This window comes from Rhodococcus sp. MTM3W5.2 (assembly GCF_001984015.1).
Lineage (GTDB): Bacteria > Actinomycetota > Actinomycetes > Mycobacteriales > Mycobacteriaceae > Rhodococcus_G > Rhodococcus_G oryzae.
In genome coordinates this window covers 2,358,407-2,374,801 of sequence record NZ_CP019572.1, presented here as the reverse complement: position 1 = coordinate 2,374,801, position 16,395 = coordinate 2,358,407, and the positions used below count along the sequence as shown (strand labels likewise).

General features: G+C 69.1%; 15 protein-coding genes and 5 pseudogenes. 7 read left to right on the top strand and 13 right to left on the bottom strand.

What is annotated here, in order from left to right:
- Positions 1–66: 66 nt before the first annotated feature.
- Genes BTZ20_RS10950 through BTZ20_RS10940 form a run of 3 tightly spaced genes read right to left on the bottom strand, consistent with a single transcriptional unit; the run spans position 67 to position 2,536 of the window.
- A complete protein-coding gene (locus tag BTZ20_RS10950; RefSeq protein ID WP_077041382.1) occupies positions 67–912 on the bottom strand; it encodes a TrmH family RNA methyltransferase in 846 nt (281 codons plus the stop codon).
- A complete protein-coding gene (miaA, locus tag BTZ20_RS10945; protein ID WP_077043627.1) occupies positions 909–1,826 on the bottom strand; it encodes a tRNA (adenosine(37)-N6)-dimethylallyltransferase MiaA in 918 nt (305 codons plus the stop codon). The genes BTZ20_RS10950 and miaA overlap by 4 nt, the downstream gene beginning before the upstream one ends.
- Positions 1,823–2,536 carry a class III extradiol dioxygenase subunit B-like domain-containing protein gene (locus BTZ20_RS10940; RefSeq protein WP_077041381.1) on the bottom strand — a complete coding sequence of 238 codons (714 nt, stop codon included), beginning with the start codon at positions 2,534–2,536 and terminating at the stop codon, positions 1,823–1,825. Before BTZ20_RS10940 ends, miaA begins: the two co-directional genes overlap by 4 nt.
- 160 nt (positions 2,537–2,696) lie before the next feature.
- Between BTZ20_RS10940 and BTZ20_RS10935 the strand changes: the two genes are divergently transcribed.
- Entirely contained in the window at positions 2,697–4,052 is a 1,356-nt protein-coding gene (locus BTZ20_RS10935) for a DUF349 domain-containing protein (RefSeq protein WP_077041380.1), read from the top strand.
- Here BTZ20_RS10935 and BTZ20_RS10930 read toward each other — a convergent pair.
- The 4 genes and pseudogenes from BTZ20_RS10930 to BTZ20_RS10915 form a co-directional block, all read right to left on the bottom strand.
- Positions 4,049–5,032 (bottom strand): tellurite resistance/C4-dicarboxylate transporter family protein, encoded by a 984-nt coding sequence (locus BTZ20_RS10930; protein WP_077041379.1) that lies wholly within the window; start codon positions 5,030–5,032, stop codon positions 4,049–4,051. The two genes, BTZ20_RS10935 and BTZ20_RS10930, sit on opposite strands and share 4 nt — an antisense overlap.
- A gap of 55 nt (positions 5,033–5,087) precedes the next feature.
- Positions 5,088–5,671, bottom strand: a pseudogene (locus tag BTZ20_RS10925) (hypothetical protein).
- Positions 5,659–7,209: a tRNA (N6-isopentenyl adenosine(37)-C2)-methylthiotransferase MiaB gene (gene miaB, locus BTZ20_RS10920; RefSeq protein ID WP_077041378.1), complete on the bottom strand. Its 1,551-nt coding sequence runs from the start codon at positions 7,207–7,209 to the stop codon at positions 5,659–5,661. The pseudogene BTZ20_RS10925 and the gene miaB overlap by 13 nt, the downstream one beginning before the upstream one ends.
- A gap of 57 nt (positions 7,210–7,266) precedes the next feature.
- Positions 7,267–7,731: a group III truncated hemoglobin gene (locus tag BTZ20_RS10915; RefSeq protein WP_077041377.1), complete on the bottom strand. Its 465-nt coding sequence runs from the start codon at positions 7,729–7,731 to the stop codon at positions 7,267–7,269.
- 167 nt (positions 7,732–7,898) lie between these two features.
- On the opposite strand from BTZ20_RS10915, the gene BTZ20_RS10910 reads away from it, so the two are divergent.
- From BTZ20_RS10910 to BTZ20_RS10895, 4 genes and pseudogenes are all read left to right on the top strand, one after another.
- Complete coding sequence (locus tag BTZ20_RS10910) at positions 7,899–8,627, top strand: amino acid ABC transporter ATP-binding protein (protein WP_097211334.1); 729 nt, start codon at positions 7,899–7,901, stop codon at positions 8,625–8,627.
- Between the two features lie 73 nt (positions 8,628–8,700).
- Positions 8,701–9,533 (top strand): annotated as a pseudogene (locus tag BTZ20_RS10905) (glutamate ABC transporter substrate-binding protein).
- A gap of 98 nt (positions 9,534–9,631) precedes the next feature.
- A pseudogene (locus BTZ20_RS10900) lies at positions 9,632–10,311 on the top strand (amino acid ABC transporter permease).
- Positions 10,308–11,216, top strand: coding sequence for an amino acid ABC transporter permease (locus BTZ20_RS10895; RefSeq protein WP_077041375.1), 909 nt, complete (start codon positions 10,308–10,310; stop codon positions 11,214–11,216). Before BTZ20_RS10900 ends, BTZ20_RS10895 begins: the two are co-directional and overlap by 4 nt.
- 20 nt (positions 11,217–11,236) lie before the next feature.
- Here the strand turns inward: BTZ20_RS10895 and BTZ20_RS10890 are convergent, their stop codons facing one another.
- Positions 11,237–12,127 (bottom strand): alpha/beta fold hydrolase, encoded by an 891-nt coding sequence (locus tag BTZ20_RS10890; RefSeq protein WP_077041374.1) that lies wholly within the window; start codon positions 12,125–12,127, stop codon positions 11,237–11,239.
- On the opposite strand from BTZ20_RS10890, the pseudogene BTZ20_RS29775 reads away from it, so the two are divergent.
- Both BTZ20_RS29775 and BTZ20_RS27980 read left to right on the top strand, forming a co-directional pair.
- Positions 12,126–12,470: pseudogene (locus BTZ20_RS29775) on the top strand (pyridoxamine 5'-phosphate oxidase family protein); the annotation flags it as partial. The gene BTZ20_RS10890 and the pseudogene BTZ20_RS29775 sit on opposite strands and share 2 nt — an antisense overlap.
- Before the next feature lie 80 nt (positions 12,471–12,550).
- Positions 12,551–12,754, top strand: a complete 204-nt coding sequence (locus BTZ20_RS27980) for a hypothetical protein (RefSeq protein ID WP_223263896.1) — start codon at positions 12,551–12,553, stop codon at positions 12,752–12,754.
- A gap of 5 nt (positions 12,755–12,759) precedes the next feature.
- On the opposite strand, the pseudogene recX reads toward BTZ20_RS27980, so the two are convergent.
- From recX to BTZ20_RS10860, 5 genes and pseudogenes are all read right to left on the bottom strand, one after another.
- Positions 12,760–13,284: pseudogene (gene recX, locus BTZ20_RS10880) on the bottom strand (recombination regulator RecX); the annotation flags it as partial.
- A 30-nt stretch (positions 13,285–13,314) separates the two neighbouring features.
- Positions 13,315–14,358 carry a recombinase RecA gene (gene recA / locus BTZ20_RS10875; protein ID WP_077041372.1) on the bottom strand — a complete coding sequence of 348 codons (1,044 nt, stop codon included), beginning with the start codon at positions 14,356–14,358 and terminating at the stop codon, positions 13,315–13,317.
- Positions 14,359–14,592: 234 nt separating this feature from the next.
- Positions 14,593–14,787: a DUF3046 domain-containing protein gene (locus BTZ20_RS10870; RefSeq protein WP_077041371.1), complete on the bottom strand. Its 195-nt coding sequence runs from the start codon at positions 14,785–14,787 to the stop codon at positions 14,593–14,595.
- Between the two features lie 22 nt (positions 14,788–14,809).
- Positions 14,810–15,958, bottom strand: a complete 1,149-nt coding sequence (locus tag BTZ20_RS10865) for a glycosyltransferase (RefSeq protein WP_077041370.1) — start codon at positions 15,956–15,958, stop codon at positions 14,810–14,812.
- Positions 15,959–15,995: 37 nt separating this feature from the next.
- Entirely contained in the window at positions 15,996–16,394 is a 399-nt protein-coding gene (locus tag BTZ20_RS10860) for a low affinity iron permease family protein (protein WP_077041369.1), read from the bottom strand.
- Position 16,395 lies beyond the last annotated feature (1 nt).

The following is a 16,395-nucleotide window of genomic DNA, read 5'->3' as shown; positions in this document are numbered from 1 at the left end:
GCCTGCCCGCGAGCGCCGACGACGACGCGTCCGGATGCGACGTCCAGTCCGAATCCCACTCGTCGCTCATCCGCGCTGCCTCGCAATCTCGTAGAGGCAGACCGCGCCCGCGCTCGGCGCGCCGAGGGAGCTGGCCGCACCGCCGATCGGGATGCTCACGGTGACGTCGCAGGCCGCGCGCCATGAGGCGCTCATCCCGCGGGTCTCGTTGCCGATGACCAGGATCGTGCCCCCGGTGAAGTCGTGCTCGAAGATCGCCATGTCGCCGTCCTCGTCGGTGCCGACGATCCGCAGCTCGGTGCCGCCGTCGCGGACCCGCGCCCGGTAGGCCAGCACCTCGTCCGCGTCGGAGACCGTCAGCACGGGCACGGCGAACAGCGATCCCGTCGAGGCGCGCACGCACTGCGGGTCGTAGGGATCGGCCGCGTGCCCTGCGACGATCACCGCGTCCGCGCCGAAGGCATTGGCCGACCGGATGAGGGTGCCCAGGTTGCCTGGCGAGGACGGCCGGTCGAACACCACGAGCAGGGGCGACGCACCGGCGAGGGCAAGCGAACCCAGTCCGCGATGCCGCTGCTTCGCGACCGCGATTAGTTCGGGTGAGGCGTCCTTCTCCCCCAGTTCCGCCATGAGTTCGCCACTGACGCCGACCTTCTCGTGCTGCCAACCATCGAGCACACCGCGGGCCCAGGACGAGAGCGGCGGTCCGTCGATCCGGTACAGCAGCGCCTCCAGCGGCCAGTCGTGCTCGATCGCGAGCGTCAGCGGTCGCACGCCCTGGATCAGGAACCGCGCCGACTTCGTCCGCTTGGCGCGGGTGTTCAGGTACGACTCCCACTGCTGAAAGCGCGCATTGCGCACCGTGACCCGCGCCTCACGTGCCGCGAGTCTGCTCACCGGCTTCTTGCTCACTGGCTCCCCACAATCGTCATTGCTCTAGAGATCACATCGCGGTCACCGCCGTCGAGCCAGTGCACCCGCTGGTCGCGCCGGAACCAGGAACGCTGCCTGCGGACGTACCGCCTGGTCCCGATCAGGGTCCGCTCCCGGGCCTCGTCCATGTCGTACTCGCCGTCGAGGGCGGCCAGCACCTGGGCATAGCCGATGGCACGCGGGGCCGTCACACCCTTGCGCAGTCCCACCTCGATCAGGCCGAGAACCTCCTCGACGAGACCGCCGTCGAACATCAACCGGGTGCGCAGCCCGATTCGTTCATCGAGCTCCGCGGTGTCGCGATCCACACCGAGAATAACGGTCCCCCAACGCGGTTCGCCGATGGCCGGCGCAGATGCCGCGAACGGCCTGCCGGTGAGCTCGACGACCTCGAGGGCCCGGACCATCCGTCTGCCGTCGGTCGGCAGGATCGTCGCGGCGGCCTCGGGATCCGCCTTGAGCAGTTCCGCGTGCACCCCCGCCACCCCGCGCTCGGCCAGTACGGCCTCCCAGCGCGCCCGCACCGTGGGATCGGTGGCGGGGAACGACCAGTCGTCGAGCAGGGACTGCACGTACATCATCGACCCGCCGACGATGATCGGCACCGCGCCGCGGGCTGCGATCGCCTCCACGTCAGCCCTCGCCGAACTCTGATAGTTGGCGACGGTGGCCGTCTCCGTCACGTCGAGCACGTCGAGCTGGTGGTGCGGGATGCCGCGGCGCTGATCCGGTGGCAGCTTGGCGGTGCCGATGTCCATGCCGCGGTACTGCTGCATCGCGTCGATGTTGACGATCTCGCCGCCGAGCCGCTCCGCGAGGTCGAGTCCGAGGTCCGACTTCCCGGTCGCGGTCGGTCCGACCACCGCGACCGGTACGGGTGTGCGCTCGCTCACGGCAACCACATGCCGACGTGGTAGCCGACGCCGAACGGCGCGCCGCGGTAGTAGGTCCGGCACTCGCTCGGAGCGCCCCCGAACAGCCCGGCCAGCACCTGCCAGGCCGCGCGCCCCTCGATCCCGATGTCGAGGCAGGCCACCGGGTCGAGTTCCGCCAGGTACTCCGCGTCACCGGAGTCCAGTGCCCGGTCCAGCTCGGCCTGCGCCTCGGGCGCCCGCTCGTCGAACGAGCCCGGCGCCTTGGCCGTCAGCGTCCGGGCGCCGTCGGCTATCACCAGCACGCCGTGTGGTCGGGGGTCGGCCTCGAGGCGATCACGCAGCTGGGCGCCGAGTTCGGCGCAGTACACCGGCGAGGTGTCCTCGGCCACGATGATCGCGTCCACGACGGTCTCGGCGGGCGCAGCGGCCCGCAGCCAGCCGGCCATCAACGCGGCCAGCGGCAGCTCCGGGTCCAGACCCGAGGCGGCGGGCGACAGCGCGACCCGCACGTCAGCCCCGTAGCCGCGGAAGGTGCCCGCCGCGGTCGCCGGGATCTCGCATTCGGTGCGTCCGACGCCGATCGCGGTCCAGCGAGTCGAGAGCGCGCCGAGCCGTGCGGCCACACCTTTCGAGGCCAGCCGCAGCTCATCGGTCTCGGCCGCCGCGCCGCCAGCCAACTCGGGTATCAGCAGGGGTGGCGAGGGGACGAGAGCCGCGGCGGTGAACACAGTGGGCCACGGTAGTCGACGGCGGAATCCCCGACTTCGGGGTCTGACCTGTTTCAATAGTCCTGGCCACTTGCAGCGGGTTGAATGGAACCCACATGTACGAGTGGCATGAGACCAACGACGCAACGGCAGCCGTGACGCGCGGCAGAGATGAGGAGTCATGACCGACAGCAGCGCACCCAAGCCAGGCGCCCCGAAGCCAGGAGCGCCCAAGCCCGGCGCCCCCAAGCCCGGCGCGATCAAGCCGTCGGCCGCCGGGCCCGCCCCCGCCGTGGCGCACCCGCCCACCCTGGCTCCGCCGAGCGACCCGAGCCTCTTCGGCCGGGTGGACGAGGACGGCACCGCCTGGGTCAAGACCACCGACGGCGAGCGCCAGATCGGTTCCTGGCAGGCCGGGGACGCGGCCGAGGGCCTGGCCCACTTCGGTCGCCGATACGACGACCTGGCCACCGAGGTCGGATTGCTGGAGGCCCGGCTCGCCTCTGGTGCTGGCGACGCGAAGAAGACCAAGGCCGCAGCCGTCGCGCTCGCGGAGTCGCTGTCGACGGCCGCGGTGATCGGCGACATCGATGCGCTGGCACGCAGGCTGGACGTGGTCGTCGCCGAATCCGATCAGGCCGCAGCGGCCGCGAAGGTCGAACGCGAGCACGAGCGGGAGGAGCACACCCACCGCAAGGAGGAGCTCGCCGCGGAGGCCGAGCAGATCGGCGCCGAGTCCACCCAGTGGAAGGCCGCGGGCGATCGGCTGCGCGAGATCCTCGACGAGTGGAAGACGATCCGCGGAGTGGACCGTAAGGTCGACGACGCGCTCTGGAAGCGGTACTCGAAGGCCAGGGAGGCGTTCAACCGGCGTCGCGGCGCGCATTTCGCCGAACTCGACCGCGACCGTGCCTCCGCGAAGGTCGTCAAGGAGGAGCTCGTGGTCCGCGCCGAGGCGCTGTCCGACTCCACCGATTGGGGCCCGACGGCCGCCGCCTTCCGTGATCTCCTGACCGAGTGGAAGGCCGCGGGCCGGGCGCCGCGCGATGCCGACGACGCCCTGTGGAAGCGGTTCAAGGGCGCCCAGGACGTGTTCTTCGCCGCCCGCAACGCCGCGGCGTCCGAGCGCGACGCCGAGTTCGACGAGAACGCCACCGCGAAGGAGGCGTTGCTGCGCGAGTTCGGCGACATCAACCCCGAGAAGGACCTCGAGGCCGCCCGCGCCGCGCTGCGGGACCTGCAGGACAAGTGGGACGCCATCGGGAAGGTGCCGCGCGAGCGCATGCACGATCTCGAGGGCAAGCTGCGCGCGATCGAGAAGAAGGTCCGCGACGCCGTCGATTCCCAGTGGCGCCGGACCGATCCCGAGGCCATGGCCAGGGCAGCCCAGTTCCGCGAGCGGGTCGCGCAGTTCGAGGACCAGGCCGCCAAGGCGACTGCCGCGGGCAAGACCAAGGACGCGGAGAAGGCCCTCGCCCAGGCACAGCAGTGGCGCGAGTGGGCCGAGGCCGCCGAGGGCGCGGTCAACGGACTCTAGTCGGCGCTGGTGTCCGCGGATCCCGCGGACACCAGGTGCCGGGCCGAGGCCACCAACAGGATCACGCACACCGCCACCGCGGGCCAGATCAGCGTCAGCCCGATCGATCTGAGCCAGGGCGCTCCGATCGCATCGGCGACCGTGATCGTTGCCGCGGCGGTCATCCCCATCGGAAACGCGGTGGACCAACGCCGGACGTCGAATCCCATGCGGGGCCACCGCACCTCACAGATCACCAGCGCCAGGTACCCGGCGAGGTCCAGGGCAAGGATCACCGCCGCGGCGACCCGGATCACGGTGTGCGGCCAGCCATTCCAGCCGGCCGCATCCATCGCGACGATGAGCTTGCCCGCCGCGAGAGCGCTGATGGCCAGTCCGCCCGCGCACACCCAGTGGTCGCCCGCGCCGGTCTTGAACTGCGCGAACGAGAACCGCGAGAGCACCACGAGGTACGCGATCAGTCCGAGGACGAAGGTCGCCGCCGCCACCGGGGTCAGCCAGAACACCGGGAGCGCCACCGAGAGGGTCGCGCCGAGGACGACCAGTCCCTGCGTCGCCACGCACAGCAGGAAGTGCGCCCCGACGGTCGGTCCGGTCCAGTGCCCGATCACCGCGGGCATCAGTACCGCCCAGACCAGAGCGGCCACGCACAGCGCGAGCACCGCGATCGCGTCCCAGCCGAGCAGGACGACCCGGGCGCCGAGGACCGTGGTCGCCGCGACAGCCGTCAGTGCGGCCGGGGTGTCGGCCTCCGCCACCCAGCGGGCCCGGTCGCCGACCAACCGCATGAGGAAAACGCCGACGAGCACCGCCCAGATACCGATCGCGATGGCCAGCCAGATCCTGGAGAACCACTCGATGTCGGCCAGGTGCAGCGCGACCGACACGATCCCGGTCGCCATGGCGGCGGCACCCGCGCCAGGCGGCACGGCGCTCAGAGCGCGATCCGCGGCGACTACGTCCTGATGGTGACTGCGCACCGACCCAGCATGACGGCAGCGACGGCGCCGCGCCGGACGAATACGGTCAGGCCGCTCAATCCTTCTGGTCGCCCCAGATCGTCCGCTGCTCGGCCTCGGCCGTCTTCTGCCTGCGTTCCTGCTCCGCGGCCAGTTGCAGGGAGGTACGGCTCCAGACCACCTTCAGCCAGTGGAAGGTCAGCACCAGCACCGCGATCCAGCCGAGGATCAGGCCGATGCCTGGCCCGCCGCCCGTGCTGGTCGGGGCAGCGTCTGCCGCGACCAGATGGCCAGCATGCCGAACACGAAGGCCACCGCGCAGCCGGCCGACGCGATCCAGGCCAACGCCCAGCGGCGGGTGACCAGGGCCAGCACGCTCACCCCGACGCCGAACACCATGGCGAGCCACACGAATATGCGGGACGGCAGCGCGATCGACTCGGCGATGGCGGTGTCGTCGCCCGCGAGCACGTCCCACCCGTTCGCGGACCCGGCATGCGGCAGCATGAACGAGAGCAGGAGCACCAGCACGGCCACCGCGACGACGACAGCGCGCATCCCGGGGTCGATCTCCCCTGCGACCTTCCGCTCCGCCGCGTCGATGTCCTTGCGGTACTGCTCGATGGGGTCCTCGTGCGCGTCTTTGCTCATGCTCCACATCCGGTTGCGGTGGGCAGCGGCGCGGGCGCGCCGATCTGCGGTAGGCCCAGCCCCACGCCGATGGGCGGCGTCTTGGGGGTGATGCCACGTTCGTGCGAGTCGCCCGCCCTGGTGCGACGGTGGCTGAGCACCGGGCCGTCAGCGATCAGGTGGTGAGGAGCGGCGCCGGTGATCGTCGCGGTGATCACGTCGCCGGGGCGGATGACGCCGTCGAGCCTGCCCTCCGGGCGGAAGTGCACCAGCCGGCCGTCGCGGGCGCGCCCGCTCATCCGCTGCGTCGCCTCGTTCTTGCGGCCCTCACCCGCGGCGACGAGCAGCTCGACCTCGGCGCCGAGGAGCTTCTGGTTCTCCTCGAGGGTGATCTGCTCCTGCAGCGCGATCAGCCGCTCGTACCGTTCCTGGACGACCGCCTTCGACAGCTGGCCCTCCATCTCGGCGGCGGGGGTACCGGGACGCTTGGAGTACTGGAAGGTGAAGGCGCTGGTGAAGCGGGCCTTCCTGACCACGTCGAGGGTCTCCTGGAAGTCCTCCTCGGTCTCCCCGGGGAAGCCCACGATGATGTCGGTGGTGATCGCGGCGTGCGGCATGGCCGCCCGGACCTTCTCGATGATGCCGAGGAACTTGGTCTTGCGGTAGGAGCGGCGCATGGCCTTGAGCACGCGGTCGGAGCCGGACTGCAGCGGCATGTGCAGCTGGGGGCACACATTGGGGGTGGTGGCCATCGCCTCGATCACGTCGTCGGTGAACTCGGCGGGGTGCGGGGAGGTGAAGCGGACCCGCTCCAGACCCTCGATGTTCCCGCAGGCGCTCAGCAGGGCGGCGAAGGCGCCCCTGTCGCGGGGGACCTCGGGGTCGGCGAAGGAGACGCCGTAGGAGTTGACGTTCTGGCCGAGCAGGGTGACCTCGAGGACTCCCTCGTCGACCAGGGCCTGCACCTCGGCGAGGATGTCGCCGGGACGGCGGTCCACCTCCTTGCCGCGAAGCGCGGGCACGATGCAGAACGTGCAGGTGTTGTTGCAGCCGACCGAGATGGACACCCAGCCCGCGTAGGCGGACTCCCGCTTGGCGGGCAGGGTGGAGGGGAAGGCCTCGAGCGACTCGAGGATCTCCACCTCGGCCCGCTGGTTGTGCCTGGCCCGGTCGAGCAGGGTGGGCAGCGAACCGATGTTGTGGGTGCCGAACACCACGTCCACCCAGGGCGCCTTCTTGACCACGGTGTCGCGGTCCTTCTGCGCCAGGCAGCCGCCGACGGCGATCTGCATGCCCGGGTGCGAGGCCTTGGTCGGTCGGAGCATGCCGAGGGTGCCGTACAGCTTGTTGTCGGCGTTCTCGCGGACGGCGCAGGTGTTGAACACCAGCAGGTCGGGCTCGGCCCCCGGCTCCGCCCTTGTGTAGCCGGCGTCCTCGAGCAGACCGGACAGGCGCTCGGAGTCGTGCACGTTCATCTGGCAGCCGAACGTGCGTACCTCGTAGCTACGCGCCACCTGGTCGTCGGAGTCGCTGTGCGCCGCGGGGGTCTCTCGGTCGATCGTGTCCACGTCAACAAGGGTACGGCCCCGTCGAGGGCCGCTCGCACGCCCACGTTTGCCTGCGGCTCAGGCCGGCGACGGCGACCCCGGTACGCCCAGCCTCAGGGCTTCCGGAGCGGAGCCTGCGGAGCGACCAGCGAGCTCCGCCGCCATGCTCGGCAGCCCCGACAAACGCCGGTTCATCGACGTCGCGATCCCGGCGCCCTGGACCTTGGCCCGGTCCGCATGCGGACCCGCGTACATCTCGTCGACGGTGCGGTGCCAGAGTTCGAGCCAGCGATCGAAGTGCGCGGCCCCGAACGGGTGCTGCGTCCGGACCCGCTGGTGCACCCGGAACGCGCTACCCCGGTAGGTCCCCGCGCCGAACAACACCGTCTCCCAGAAGTCGCACATCACCGGCAGGTGGGACTCGAGGCCCTGTTCGCGCACCTCCGTGAACGGCTCCGCGAGCAGGTCGTCGACAAGGGCCCGGCCGTAGAACCGTCGGAGCAGGGCCTCCACGTCGGCCCGGCAGGTCAGGTCCCCGGTCATGCGCTCCCCTTTGCTTCCTGTCACGTTCGGCCCGGCAAACCTACCGGGGCCACGGCGCGGCGCGGCCCGCAAAGGTCGCGGTGCGCCGTCCCGACCCCCTAGGGTCTTGGGCTATGACGAACGCGGGTGAATCGGGGGCTGCCACCTCGGTGGCCGACTCCCCCACCATGATCTCGATGAAGTCGGTCCAGAAACACTTCGGTGACCTGCACGTGCTTCGTGACATCGACCTGGAGGTCCCGACCGGTCAGGTCGTGATCGTGCTCGGGCCGTCGGGGTCCGGAAAGTCCACGCTGTGCCGAACGATCAACCGGCTCGAGCCGATCGACTCCGGAACGATCGCGATCGACGGCAAGGAGTTGCCCGCCGAGGGCCGGGCGCTCGCCGCGCTGCGGGCCGACGTCGGGATGGTGTTCCAGTCCTTCAACCTGTTCGCGCACAAGACAATTCTCGAGAACGTGATGCTCGGGCCGATGAAGGTGCGCAAGAAGAGCAAGAGCGAGGCCAAGCAGCGGGCGACGGAACTGCTCGAGCGGGTCGGCATCGCCAACCAGGCGGACAAGTATCCGGCCCAGCTCTCGGGAGGCCAGCAGCAGCGGGTGGCCATCGCGCGGGCACTCGCGATGAACCCCAAGGTGATGCTGTTCGACGAGCCGACCTCCGCGCTGGATCCCGAGATGGTCAGCGAGGTCCTCGAGGTGATGATCTCGCTGGCGAAGGAGGGCATGACGATGCTCGTGGTCACCCACGAGATGGGGTTCGCACGCCGCGCGGGCAACCGCGTCCTGTTCATGGCAGACGGCCTGATCGTCGAGGACACCGATCCCGAGACCTTCTTCACCGCACCGGAAACCGACCGCGCCAAGGACTTTCTGGGCAAGATCCTGGGCCACTGAGCTCGGGACGCTCCTCCGGACACGGCCCCACCCGCCACCCTTCACCACCGTTCTGACCACAGAGAGGAACACCATGAGGATCACCCGCGCACTACGACTCGGCGTCGGCATGGTCGCGATCGCCGTCGTCGCCACCGCATGCGGAGGCGACGAGCAGAAGAACGCCTCGGAGAGCGCCGAGAGCGGCAAGCTGACCGTCGGCATCAAGTTCGACCAGCCCGGCCTCGGCCTGCGCAATCCGGACGGCACGTTCACCGGCTTCGATGTCGACGTCGCCACCTACGTGGCCGACAAGCTGGGCGTGCCCGCCTCCGGCATCACCTTCAAGGAGTCCCCTCCGCCCAGCGCGAGACGCTGATCCAGAACGGCGAGGTCGACTACATCGTCGCGACGTACTCGATCACCGACGCACGCAAGGAGAAGGTCGACTTCGCCGGCCCGTACCTGACCACCGGCCAGTCTCTGCTGGTGCGCTCGGACAACACGGACATCACCGGCCCCGAGTCCCTCACCGGCGGCAAGAAGCTGTGCTCGGTGACCGGTTCGACGCCCGCGCAGAAGGTCAAGGACAACTACGCCAAGGACGTCCAGCTGCAGGAGTTCGACACCTACTCGGCCTGTGTCGAGGCGCTGCGCAACGGCGCGGTGGACGCGGTGACGACCGACGCGGTCATCCTGGCCGGCTACGCCGCCCAGTACCCCGGTCAGCTCAAGGTCGTCGGGCAGCCGTTCACCACGGAGAACTACGGCATCGGACTCGCCAAGGGCGACACCGAGACCCGCAACAAGATCAACGACGCGATCGAGGCGATGATCGCGGACGGCTCCTGGCAGGCGGCGCTGGAGAAGAACGTCGGCCCGTCCGGCTACCCGATCCCGGCTCCGCCCACCGTCGACCGCTACTAGCCGGCGCTACGCGCCAGTGGTGCGGTGACCGAGGGCCTGCTCTCCGTAACCGCACCACTGGCGCAGCCGCATCATCTTCACGACTCGGGAGAGGCCGCGTGGACATACTCAGCGAGTATTGGGATCAACTGATCTCCGCATTCTGGATGACGATCAAACTGACCGCGCTGTCCGCGGTGGGTGCGCTCGTCCTCGGCACGATTCTGGCCGCCATGCGTGTCTCCCCATCCCGGTGGCCCGGTGGATCGGCACCGCCTACGTGACCATCTTCCGCAACACCCCGCTGACGCTGATCATCATCTTCTGCTCGTTCGGCCTGTATCAGACGATGGGCGTCAGCCTGGCGCCGGAGAATTCACCGACCTTCCTGGTGGACAACAACATTCGGCTCGCAATCCTGGGCCTGAGCGTGTACACCGCCGCGTTCGTCTGCGAGTCGCTGCGCGCCGGGATCAACACCGTGCACGTCGGACAGGCCGAGGCCGGGCGCTCGCTCGGCCTCACCTTCGCGCAGAACCTCCGGTTGATCGTGTTGCCGCAGGCGTTCCGGTCCGTGATCGCGCCCCTGGGCAGCGTGCTGATCGCGCTGACCAAGAACTCGACGATCGCCTCGGTGATCGGTGTGGCCGAGGCGTCGCTGCTGATGAAGTCGATGATCGAGAACGAGGCCGCGATCTTCGTGGTCGGCGGCATCTTTGCCCTCGGGTTCGTGATCCTGACACTGCCGATGGGACTGCTCTTCGGCTATCTGGGCAAGCGGCTGGAGGTCGCCCGATGAGAGCCGAACCGACCCTCCTCTACGACGTGCCCGGCCCGAAGGCACGCAATCTCTACCGACTGCTGTCGGTGGCGGTGGCGGTGGCGCTCGGTGTCATCGGATACCTCGTCTACCGCGCGCTGGACTCGAAGGGCCAGCTCACCTCCGAGAAGTGGAGCCCCTTCACCGAGTCCACCTCGTGGACGACGTATCTGATCCCCGGCATCCGAGGCACCCTGATCGCCGCGGCCCTCTCGATCGTGCTCGCGCTGATCCTCGGCGCGGTGCTCGGCATCGCCCGACTGTCCGATCATCGGGTGATCCGGAGCCTGGCAGGCTTCTTCGTCGAGCTGTTCCGCGCGATCCCGGTGCTGATCCTGATGATCTTCGCCTACCAGTTGTTCGCCGACTACCAGATCTTCAAGGCGAAGTACCTGGCGTTGGCGGCCGTGGTCACGGGACTGACGCTCTACAACGGCTCGGTCATCGCCGAGATCGTCCGCGCGGGCATCAAGTCGCTCCCGAAGGGCCAGACCGAGGCCGCGAAGGCGCTCGGCATGCGCAAGAGCATGATCATGCGGACCATCCTGTTGCCGCAGGCGGTGACAGCGATGCTGCCCGCGCTCATCTCCCAGATGGTGGTCGCGCTGAAGGACTCCGCGCTCGGTTACCTCATCGGCTACATCGAGGTGGTCCGCTCGGGGCAGCAGCTCGGCTCGTTCTACGGCAACTACCTACCGGCGCTGCTGGTGGTGGCAGCGATCATGATCGCGCTGAACTCGGCGCTGACCCTGCTCGCCACCCGGGTCGAGAAGCGGTTGCGCACGGGCAGGCGGGGCCGCGCCGCCGTGGTCCCGACCGCCGTCCCGGTCACAGCTGTACCGGGGATGGACCTGACCGGCAACGAACCCGAGGTTCGCAGCTAGCCGGCGAATGTGAGACTGGTTCAGTTCGACTCCGGCGCAAGATCGTTCGCCACCAGCGCGAGAATGTCGTCCGCGTGGCTGACAGCGATGAAATGACCACCGCCGCTGATCGGATGCCAGAGCGCCCCCGGGGTCTTGTCCGCCACCGTCTTGTTGATCACCTCGGGCACCAGGGTGTCAGCGTTGCCCTGCCAGAAGTGCACCGGTCGCGTCACCTGGGTCATGTCGAAGGGCCAGGCCTGGTAGAGCATGGTGGCGTCCACCACGAGGCCGTCCGCGCCGTGCCGGAAGCACTCCCGGCTCGCGCCGAGAAACTGCCTCAGAACCTCCTCGTCGGCCAACACCTCCCGATCCGCGGTGCTGACCGACTTGGTGATCGCCTTCGCATAGCGATCCTCGAAGTGGGTGGCGCTCATACCGAGCAGCTCGTACATGAGCGTGAATCCGGGGTGGAAGTGCAGCGCCAGACGACCGCCAAGCGCGTCCACGCTGCTCAGATACTTCGCGGCCCAGTTCGCTCCGAACGTTCCGTAGTTCCCGCCTGCAATGCAGGAGACGTGGACGAGGCGGGCCGGGTCCAGGTACGCGGCGGCCGCAAGGGCCCACGGTCCACCCTCGGACCAGCCGGTCACCGCGAATCGGTGTGCGCCAAGAGAGTCGGCCAGTAGCAGCAGGTCATCGGTCCAGCCCTCGAAGGTGCGGCCCGGCTGAGGATCTGACCCGCCCATGCCCGGCCGATCCGCGCACACAAGTCTCAATCCGTTGGCCTTCGCGGACTTCTCGAACAGCTCGGCCTCGAGTCGACTCGAGGGTCCCCCGTGGTTGTGCAGGACGAGTGGGTCGGCCGGGTCACCGGCTTCGAGATAGGTGACGGTCCGGTTGCCTACCCGGATACTTCCCTCTCGAGTCATGAGGACTCCTCACAGTGTTGGCCGGACATCCCCACTGGGATGGATGGTCCGGCGTCGAAACTGCAGGTACTCCGATCTCCCCCATAGTAGGCACCACCGAGGTTCTGGTCGGTGCTCCCGATGGTGGGGTTTGCGGAATGCCGAGGCGCATTCGGAAGTTGATCACGTCATGGCTCAAGGTCCAGCACCCCGCACCCTGTCCGACGACGCACTCTCCGATCTGCTGCGCACTCAGCAGTTCGGCACCCTTGCCACCAATAAGCGCAGTGGCCATCCACATCTCACGACCATGCTCTACAACTGGGATGCCGAAGCGCGCATAGTGCGGTTCTCCACCACTGCCGACCGCATCAAGGTCACGCAGCTTCGGCGTGATCCGCGCGCGGCCGTGCACGTTCCTGGGGCGACGTATGGTCGTTCGCCGTGGCCGAGGGCGAGGCCGAGGTCTCCGAGATCACGACCACGCCGGGTGATGCGATCGGGCGAGAGCTGCTCGCGATGGTTCCGGAGGCCGCGAGGCCGCAGGATGAAGACGCGTTCCTCGAGCAGTTGGTAGCCGAGCGCCGGGTGGTGATCCGGCTGAAGGTAGATCGGCTGTACGGAACGGCACTCGACATCGACGGCTAGGAGACCTAGTCGTCGAGATCCGAACCGGCCTGCGCGAGTTCGCTCTTCACCACATCGAAGGCCATCGACTGCGGGTAGCCGCGGCGGGCCAGCATGGACACCAGCCGGCGCACGGCCCGGTCCCTTTCGCTGCTGCGCCCGCCCGGTCCGTCCACCTCGAAGTCCAGGGACATGGTGCGTAGCTTCCGCTGCACCAGTTCGATGGCGCGGGCACGCTCGTCGTCACCGTCGATCTGGTCCAGCGCCTGCGCGGCGATCTCCGGCGCGACCCCCTTGGTGCGCAGTTCCATCGCCAGCGCGCGCTTCCCCTTGCCGGAGTAGGTGTGCCGCGAGTGCACCCATTGGGCGGCGAAGGACGCGTCGTCGATCAGACCGACCACGGTGAGCCGATCGAGCACCCGCACGGCGACATCCTCGTCGAAGCCCTTGTCCGCGAGCTTCTTCGCCAGCTCCGCCCGGCTGCGCGCCCGATCCGTCAGGAGGCGCAGGCACGCATCCTTTGCCTGCGCCTCCTGAGCGGCGGGGGTCCGGGGGCATCGTCACCGGAACGCACGGTGGTCCTAGAAGTCGACCGGTGCAGCAGGCGCCGCGTCCGCCGTCACGTCGGCGCCGATGCCCAGCTTTTCCTTGATCTTCTTCTCGATCTCGTCGCGGATGTCGGTGTTCTCCAGCAGGAACTTCCGGGCGTTCTCCTTGCCCTGGCCCAACTGGTCGCCCTCGTAGGTGAACCAGGAGCCCGACTTCCTGATGAAGCCGTGCTCGACGCCCATGTCGATCAGCGAGCCTTCCTTGCTGATCCCGTGACCGTAGAGGATGTCGAACTCGGCCTGCTTGAACGGCGGCGCCATCTTGTTCTTGACGACCTTGATGCGGGTGCGGTTACCGACCGCATCGGAGCCGTCCTTCAACGTCTCGATCCGCCGGATGTCCATCCGGACGGACGCATAGAACTTCAGCGCCTTACCGCCGGTGGTGGTCTCCGGCGAGCCGAACATGACACCGATCTTCTCGCGCAGCTGGTTGATGAAGATGACGGTGGTGCCGGAGTTGCTCATCGCGCCCGTGATCTTGCGCAGCGCCTGGCTCATCAGTCGGGCCTGCAGACCGACGTGGCTGTCGCCCATCTCGCCCTCGATCTCGGCGCGGGGCACCAGCGCCGCCACGGAGTCGACGACCAGGATGTCGAGCGCGCCGGAACGGATCAGCATGTCCGTGATCTCCAGCGCCTGCTCACCGGTGTCCGGCTGGGAGACCAGCAGCGCATCGGTGTCGACGCCGAGCTTCTTGGCGTAGTCCGGATCGAGCGCGTGCTCGGCGTCGATGAAGGCCGCGATTCCGCCGTTGGCCTGCGCGTTGGCGACCGCGTGCAGGGCGACCGTAGTCTTACCGGAGGATTCCGGACCGTAGATCTCGATCACACGACCGCGCGGCAGACCGCCGATGCCGAGGGCGACATCCAGCGCGATCGAGCCGGTCGGGATCACCGCGATGGGCTGACGAGACTCGTCCCCGAGGCGCATCACCGAACCCTTGCCGAAGTTCTTGTCGATCTGCGCCAGCGCGAGCTCGAGCGCCTTGTCGCGATCGTGTGCCTGTGGTGCCATCTTCGGTTCTCCTTAAGTCAACGACTCGTCCAGCGATCTGGGATTCATCAGCGATCTGTTTCAAGCGATGCCGTCACGTTAGAGCGGGGTACCGACAAGTTCGTGATCAGTCGACTTGTCCAGGAACAAGGTCGCCGATCCGGGCGATCACCGAACACACCCAAGCATAGGGGAACACCTGTTCGAGTCAACATCCGCGGCGGCGTGGCGCCGGACCAATCGACGGATCCGGTTTCACCAGCGGGCGCGCGGGACCTCGAACTCGGCACACAGCGCACGCCAGACCTCGCGGGGATCGCGACCTGCCTCGATGGCCTCGGCCGCGGTCTTGCCGTCGAGGCTGATCAGGACGTGGTCCACCAGCAGCGAGTCGCCGTACAGTCGGCCGAACTCCCCGTGGACCATCTCGTTGAACTCGGTCAGTCGCACACGGCAACGGTAGCGCGCATCGTCACCGGGCCGCCGCCCTGCACACCGCCACCGGGTCCGCCACCTCCGTCAGGCCTGCTGCCGCGCCCGCCGCGGCAGCACCGAACCCGGGTTCGGACAGCACGCGCAGGACGGCCTCGCGCAGGGCGTCCACCCCGAGCGGGCGCACCACAACGGCGCTGCCCTGCCTGGACGCGCGGTTCGCCAGTTCCCATTGGTCCCCACCACCGGGCACCGTGACCGCAGGGACCCCGGCCAGCAGGGTCTTGGCGAGCATGCCGTGCCCGCCGCCGCACACGACCGCGGCGGACTGCGCGAGCAACGCGTCCTGCCTGCCCAGCCCCGCGCGGGCCCAGTCCGGCAGGTCGGTCGGCGGCTCGTCGAGCATCGAGGCGACCACCCGCACGCCCGCGCCGTCGAGCGCCTTCAGCGCCGTCTCCAGCATGCCCTCGGCGCCGGTGAACGCGGTGGAGGGCGCGATCATCACCAGCGGCTCGTCGCCCGGCGGCGGCGTCAGCAGGTCCGCGGTCGGCTCCCACAGCAGCGGGCCGACCACGTGCGCGTTCTCCGGCCAGTCCGGCCGCGGTACCTCCAGCGCGGGCAGCGTCGCGATCAGCCGGGCGACCGGGCCGGGGTCCGTCGCGGGCAACCCGACGCCGACCCGGGCGGCGGATCGCTGGCGTGCGCCCTGCCGGATCGAACGCGCGGTGGCCGCGCGCATCAGCGCGTCCCTGGCCTTGCCCCGCAGGCCCTCCCCCGGCGCGAGGCCGCTGCCGATGGGCGGCAAGCCCTTCGAGGCCGAGTACAGCGGGTGCGGCGACAACTCCACCCATGGCACGTCGAGGCGTTCGGCCGCCATCCCGCCGCCCGCGGTGAGGATGTCGGAGACCACCAGGTCCGGGAGCATGGCGCTCAGGTCCGGCAACACCTCGGTCGAGATGTGCGCCGCCCGCGAGTGGATGCGCTGGCCCGCGTCCATGTCGTCGTCCTCGGGCCGCGGCGCCAGGCCCTTTAGCTTGCGCGCGGTGATGCCGGCCTCCCGCGCCGCCTCCAACCAGCGGGCCCCGGTGAAGAGAACCGGATCGTCACCGGCCGCAATGAATCTCAGGCAGAGCGCAATGGCTGGAATGGCATGACCCGGATCCGGTCCGGCGACGACGGCGACTCGCATCCGATCAGCGTGCCACAGCGGCCGGAGCGCCCCGACCTCAGTGACGTGCTTCGAGCCCGACGGCGTCGCGAAGCCGTGCCGCCGCCTCGCGCAGCGCCGGGTCGTGCGCCGCCGACGAATCCATCAGCGCGGCCAACGCCTCGGCGATGACGTTGAGCTTCTCCTGCGCGGCCTCGTCGGCCCGGCGGCTCGCGTTCTCCAGCAGCACAACCAACAGCAGGGTGAAGACGCTCGCGACGGTATGGATGGCGACCTGCCACGTCTTGAGGTCGGTCCACAGCGGAAGGCTGACCAGCCAGAGTGCGACCAACCCGGCGCACACGAAGAAGAAGGGCGCCTGACTGACCCGGAGCTGGGCCTGCTCGACGAACCGCTCGAACGCGGAACGCCGATCCCCGCTCCGCCGGGTCTGCGCCGCGTCACTCCTGCGTTCCATC

Bases quoted from the DNA above. Each gene is read 5' to 3' on its own strand.
- BTZ20_RS10935 (WP_077041380.1), top strand. From the start codon at position 2,697: ATGACCGACAGCAGCGCACCCAAGCCAGGCGCCCCGAAGCCAGGAGCG.
- BTZ20_RS10915 (WP_077041377.1), bottom strand. From the start codon at position 7,731: ATGACCGGGGACCTGACCTGCCGGGCCGACGTGGAGGCCCTGCTCCGA.
- BTZ20_RS10910 (WP_097211334.1), top strand. From the start codon at position 7,899: ATGATCTCGATGAAGTCGGTCCAGAAACACTTCGGTGACCTGCACGTG.
- BTZ20_RS10895 (WP_077041375.1), top strand. From the start codon at position 10,308: ATGAGAGCCGAACCGACCCTCCTCTACGACGTGCCCGGCCCGAAGGCA.
- BTZ20_RS10890 (WP_077041374.1), bottom strand. From the start codon at position 12,127: ATGACTCGAGAGGGAAGTATCCGGGTAGGCAACCGGACCGTCACCTAT.
- recA (WP_077041372.1), bottom strand. From the start codon at position 14,358: ATGGCACCACAGGCACACGATCGCGACAAGGCGCTCGAGCTCGCGCTG.
- BTZ20_RS10865 (WP_077041370.1), bottom strand. From the start codon at position 15,958: ATGCGAGTCGCCGTCGTCGCCGGACCGGATCCGGGTCATGCCATTCCA.
- BTZ20_RS10860 (WP_077041369.1), bottom strand. From the start codon at position 16,394: ATGGAACGCAGGAGTGACGCGGCGCAGACCCGGCGGAGCGGGGATCGG.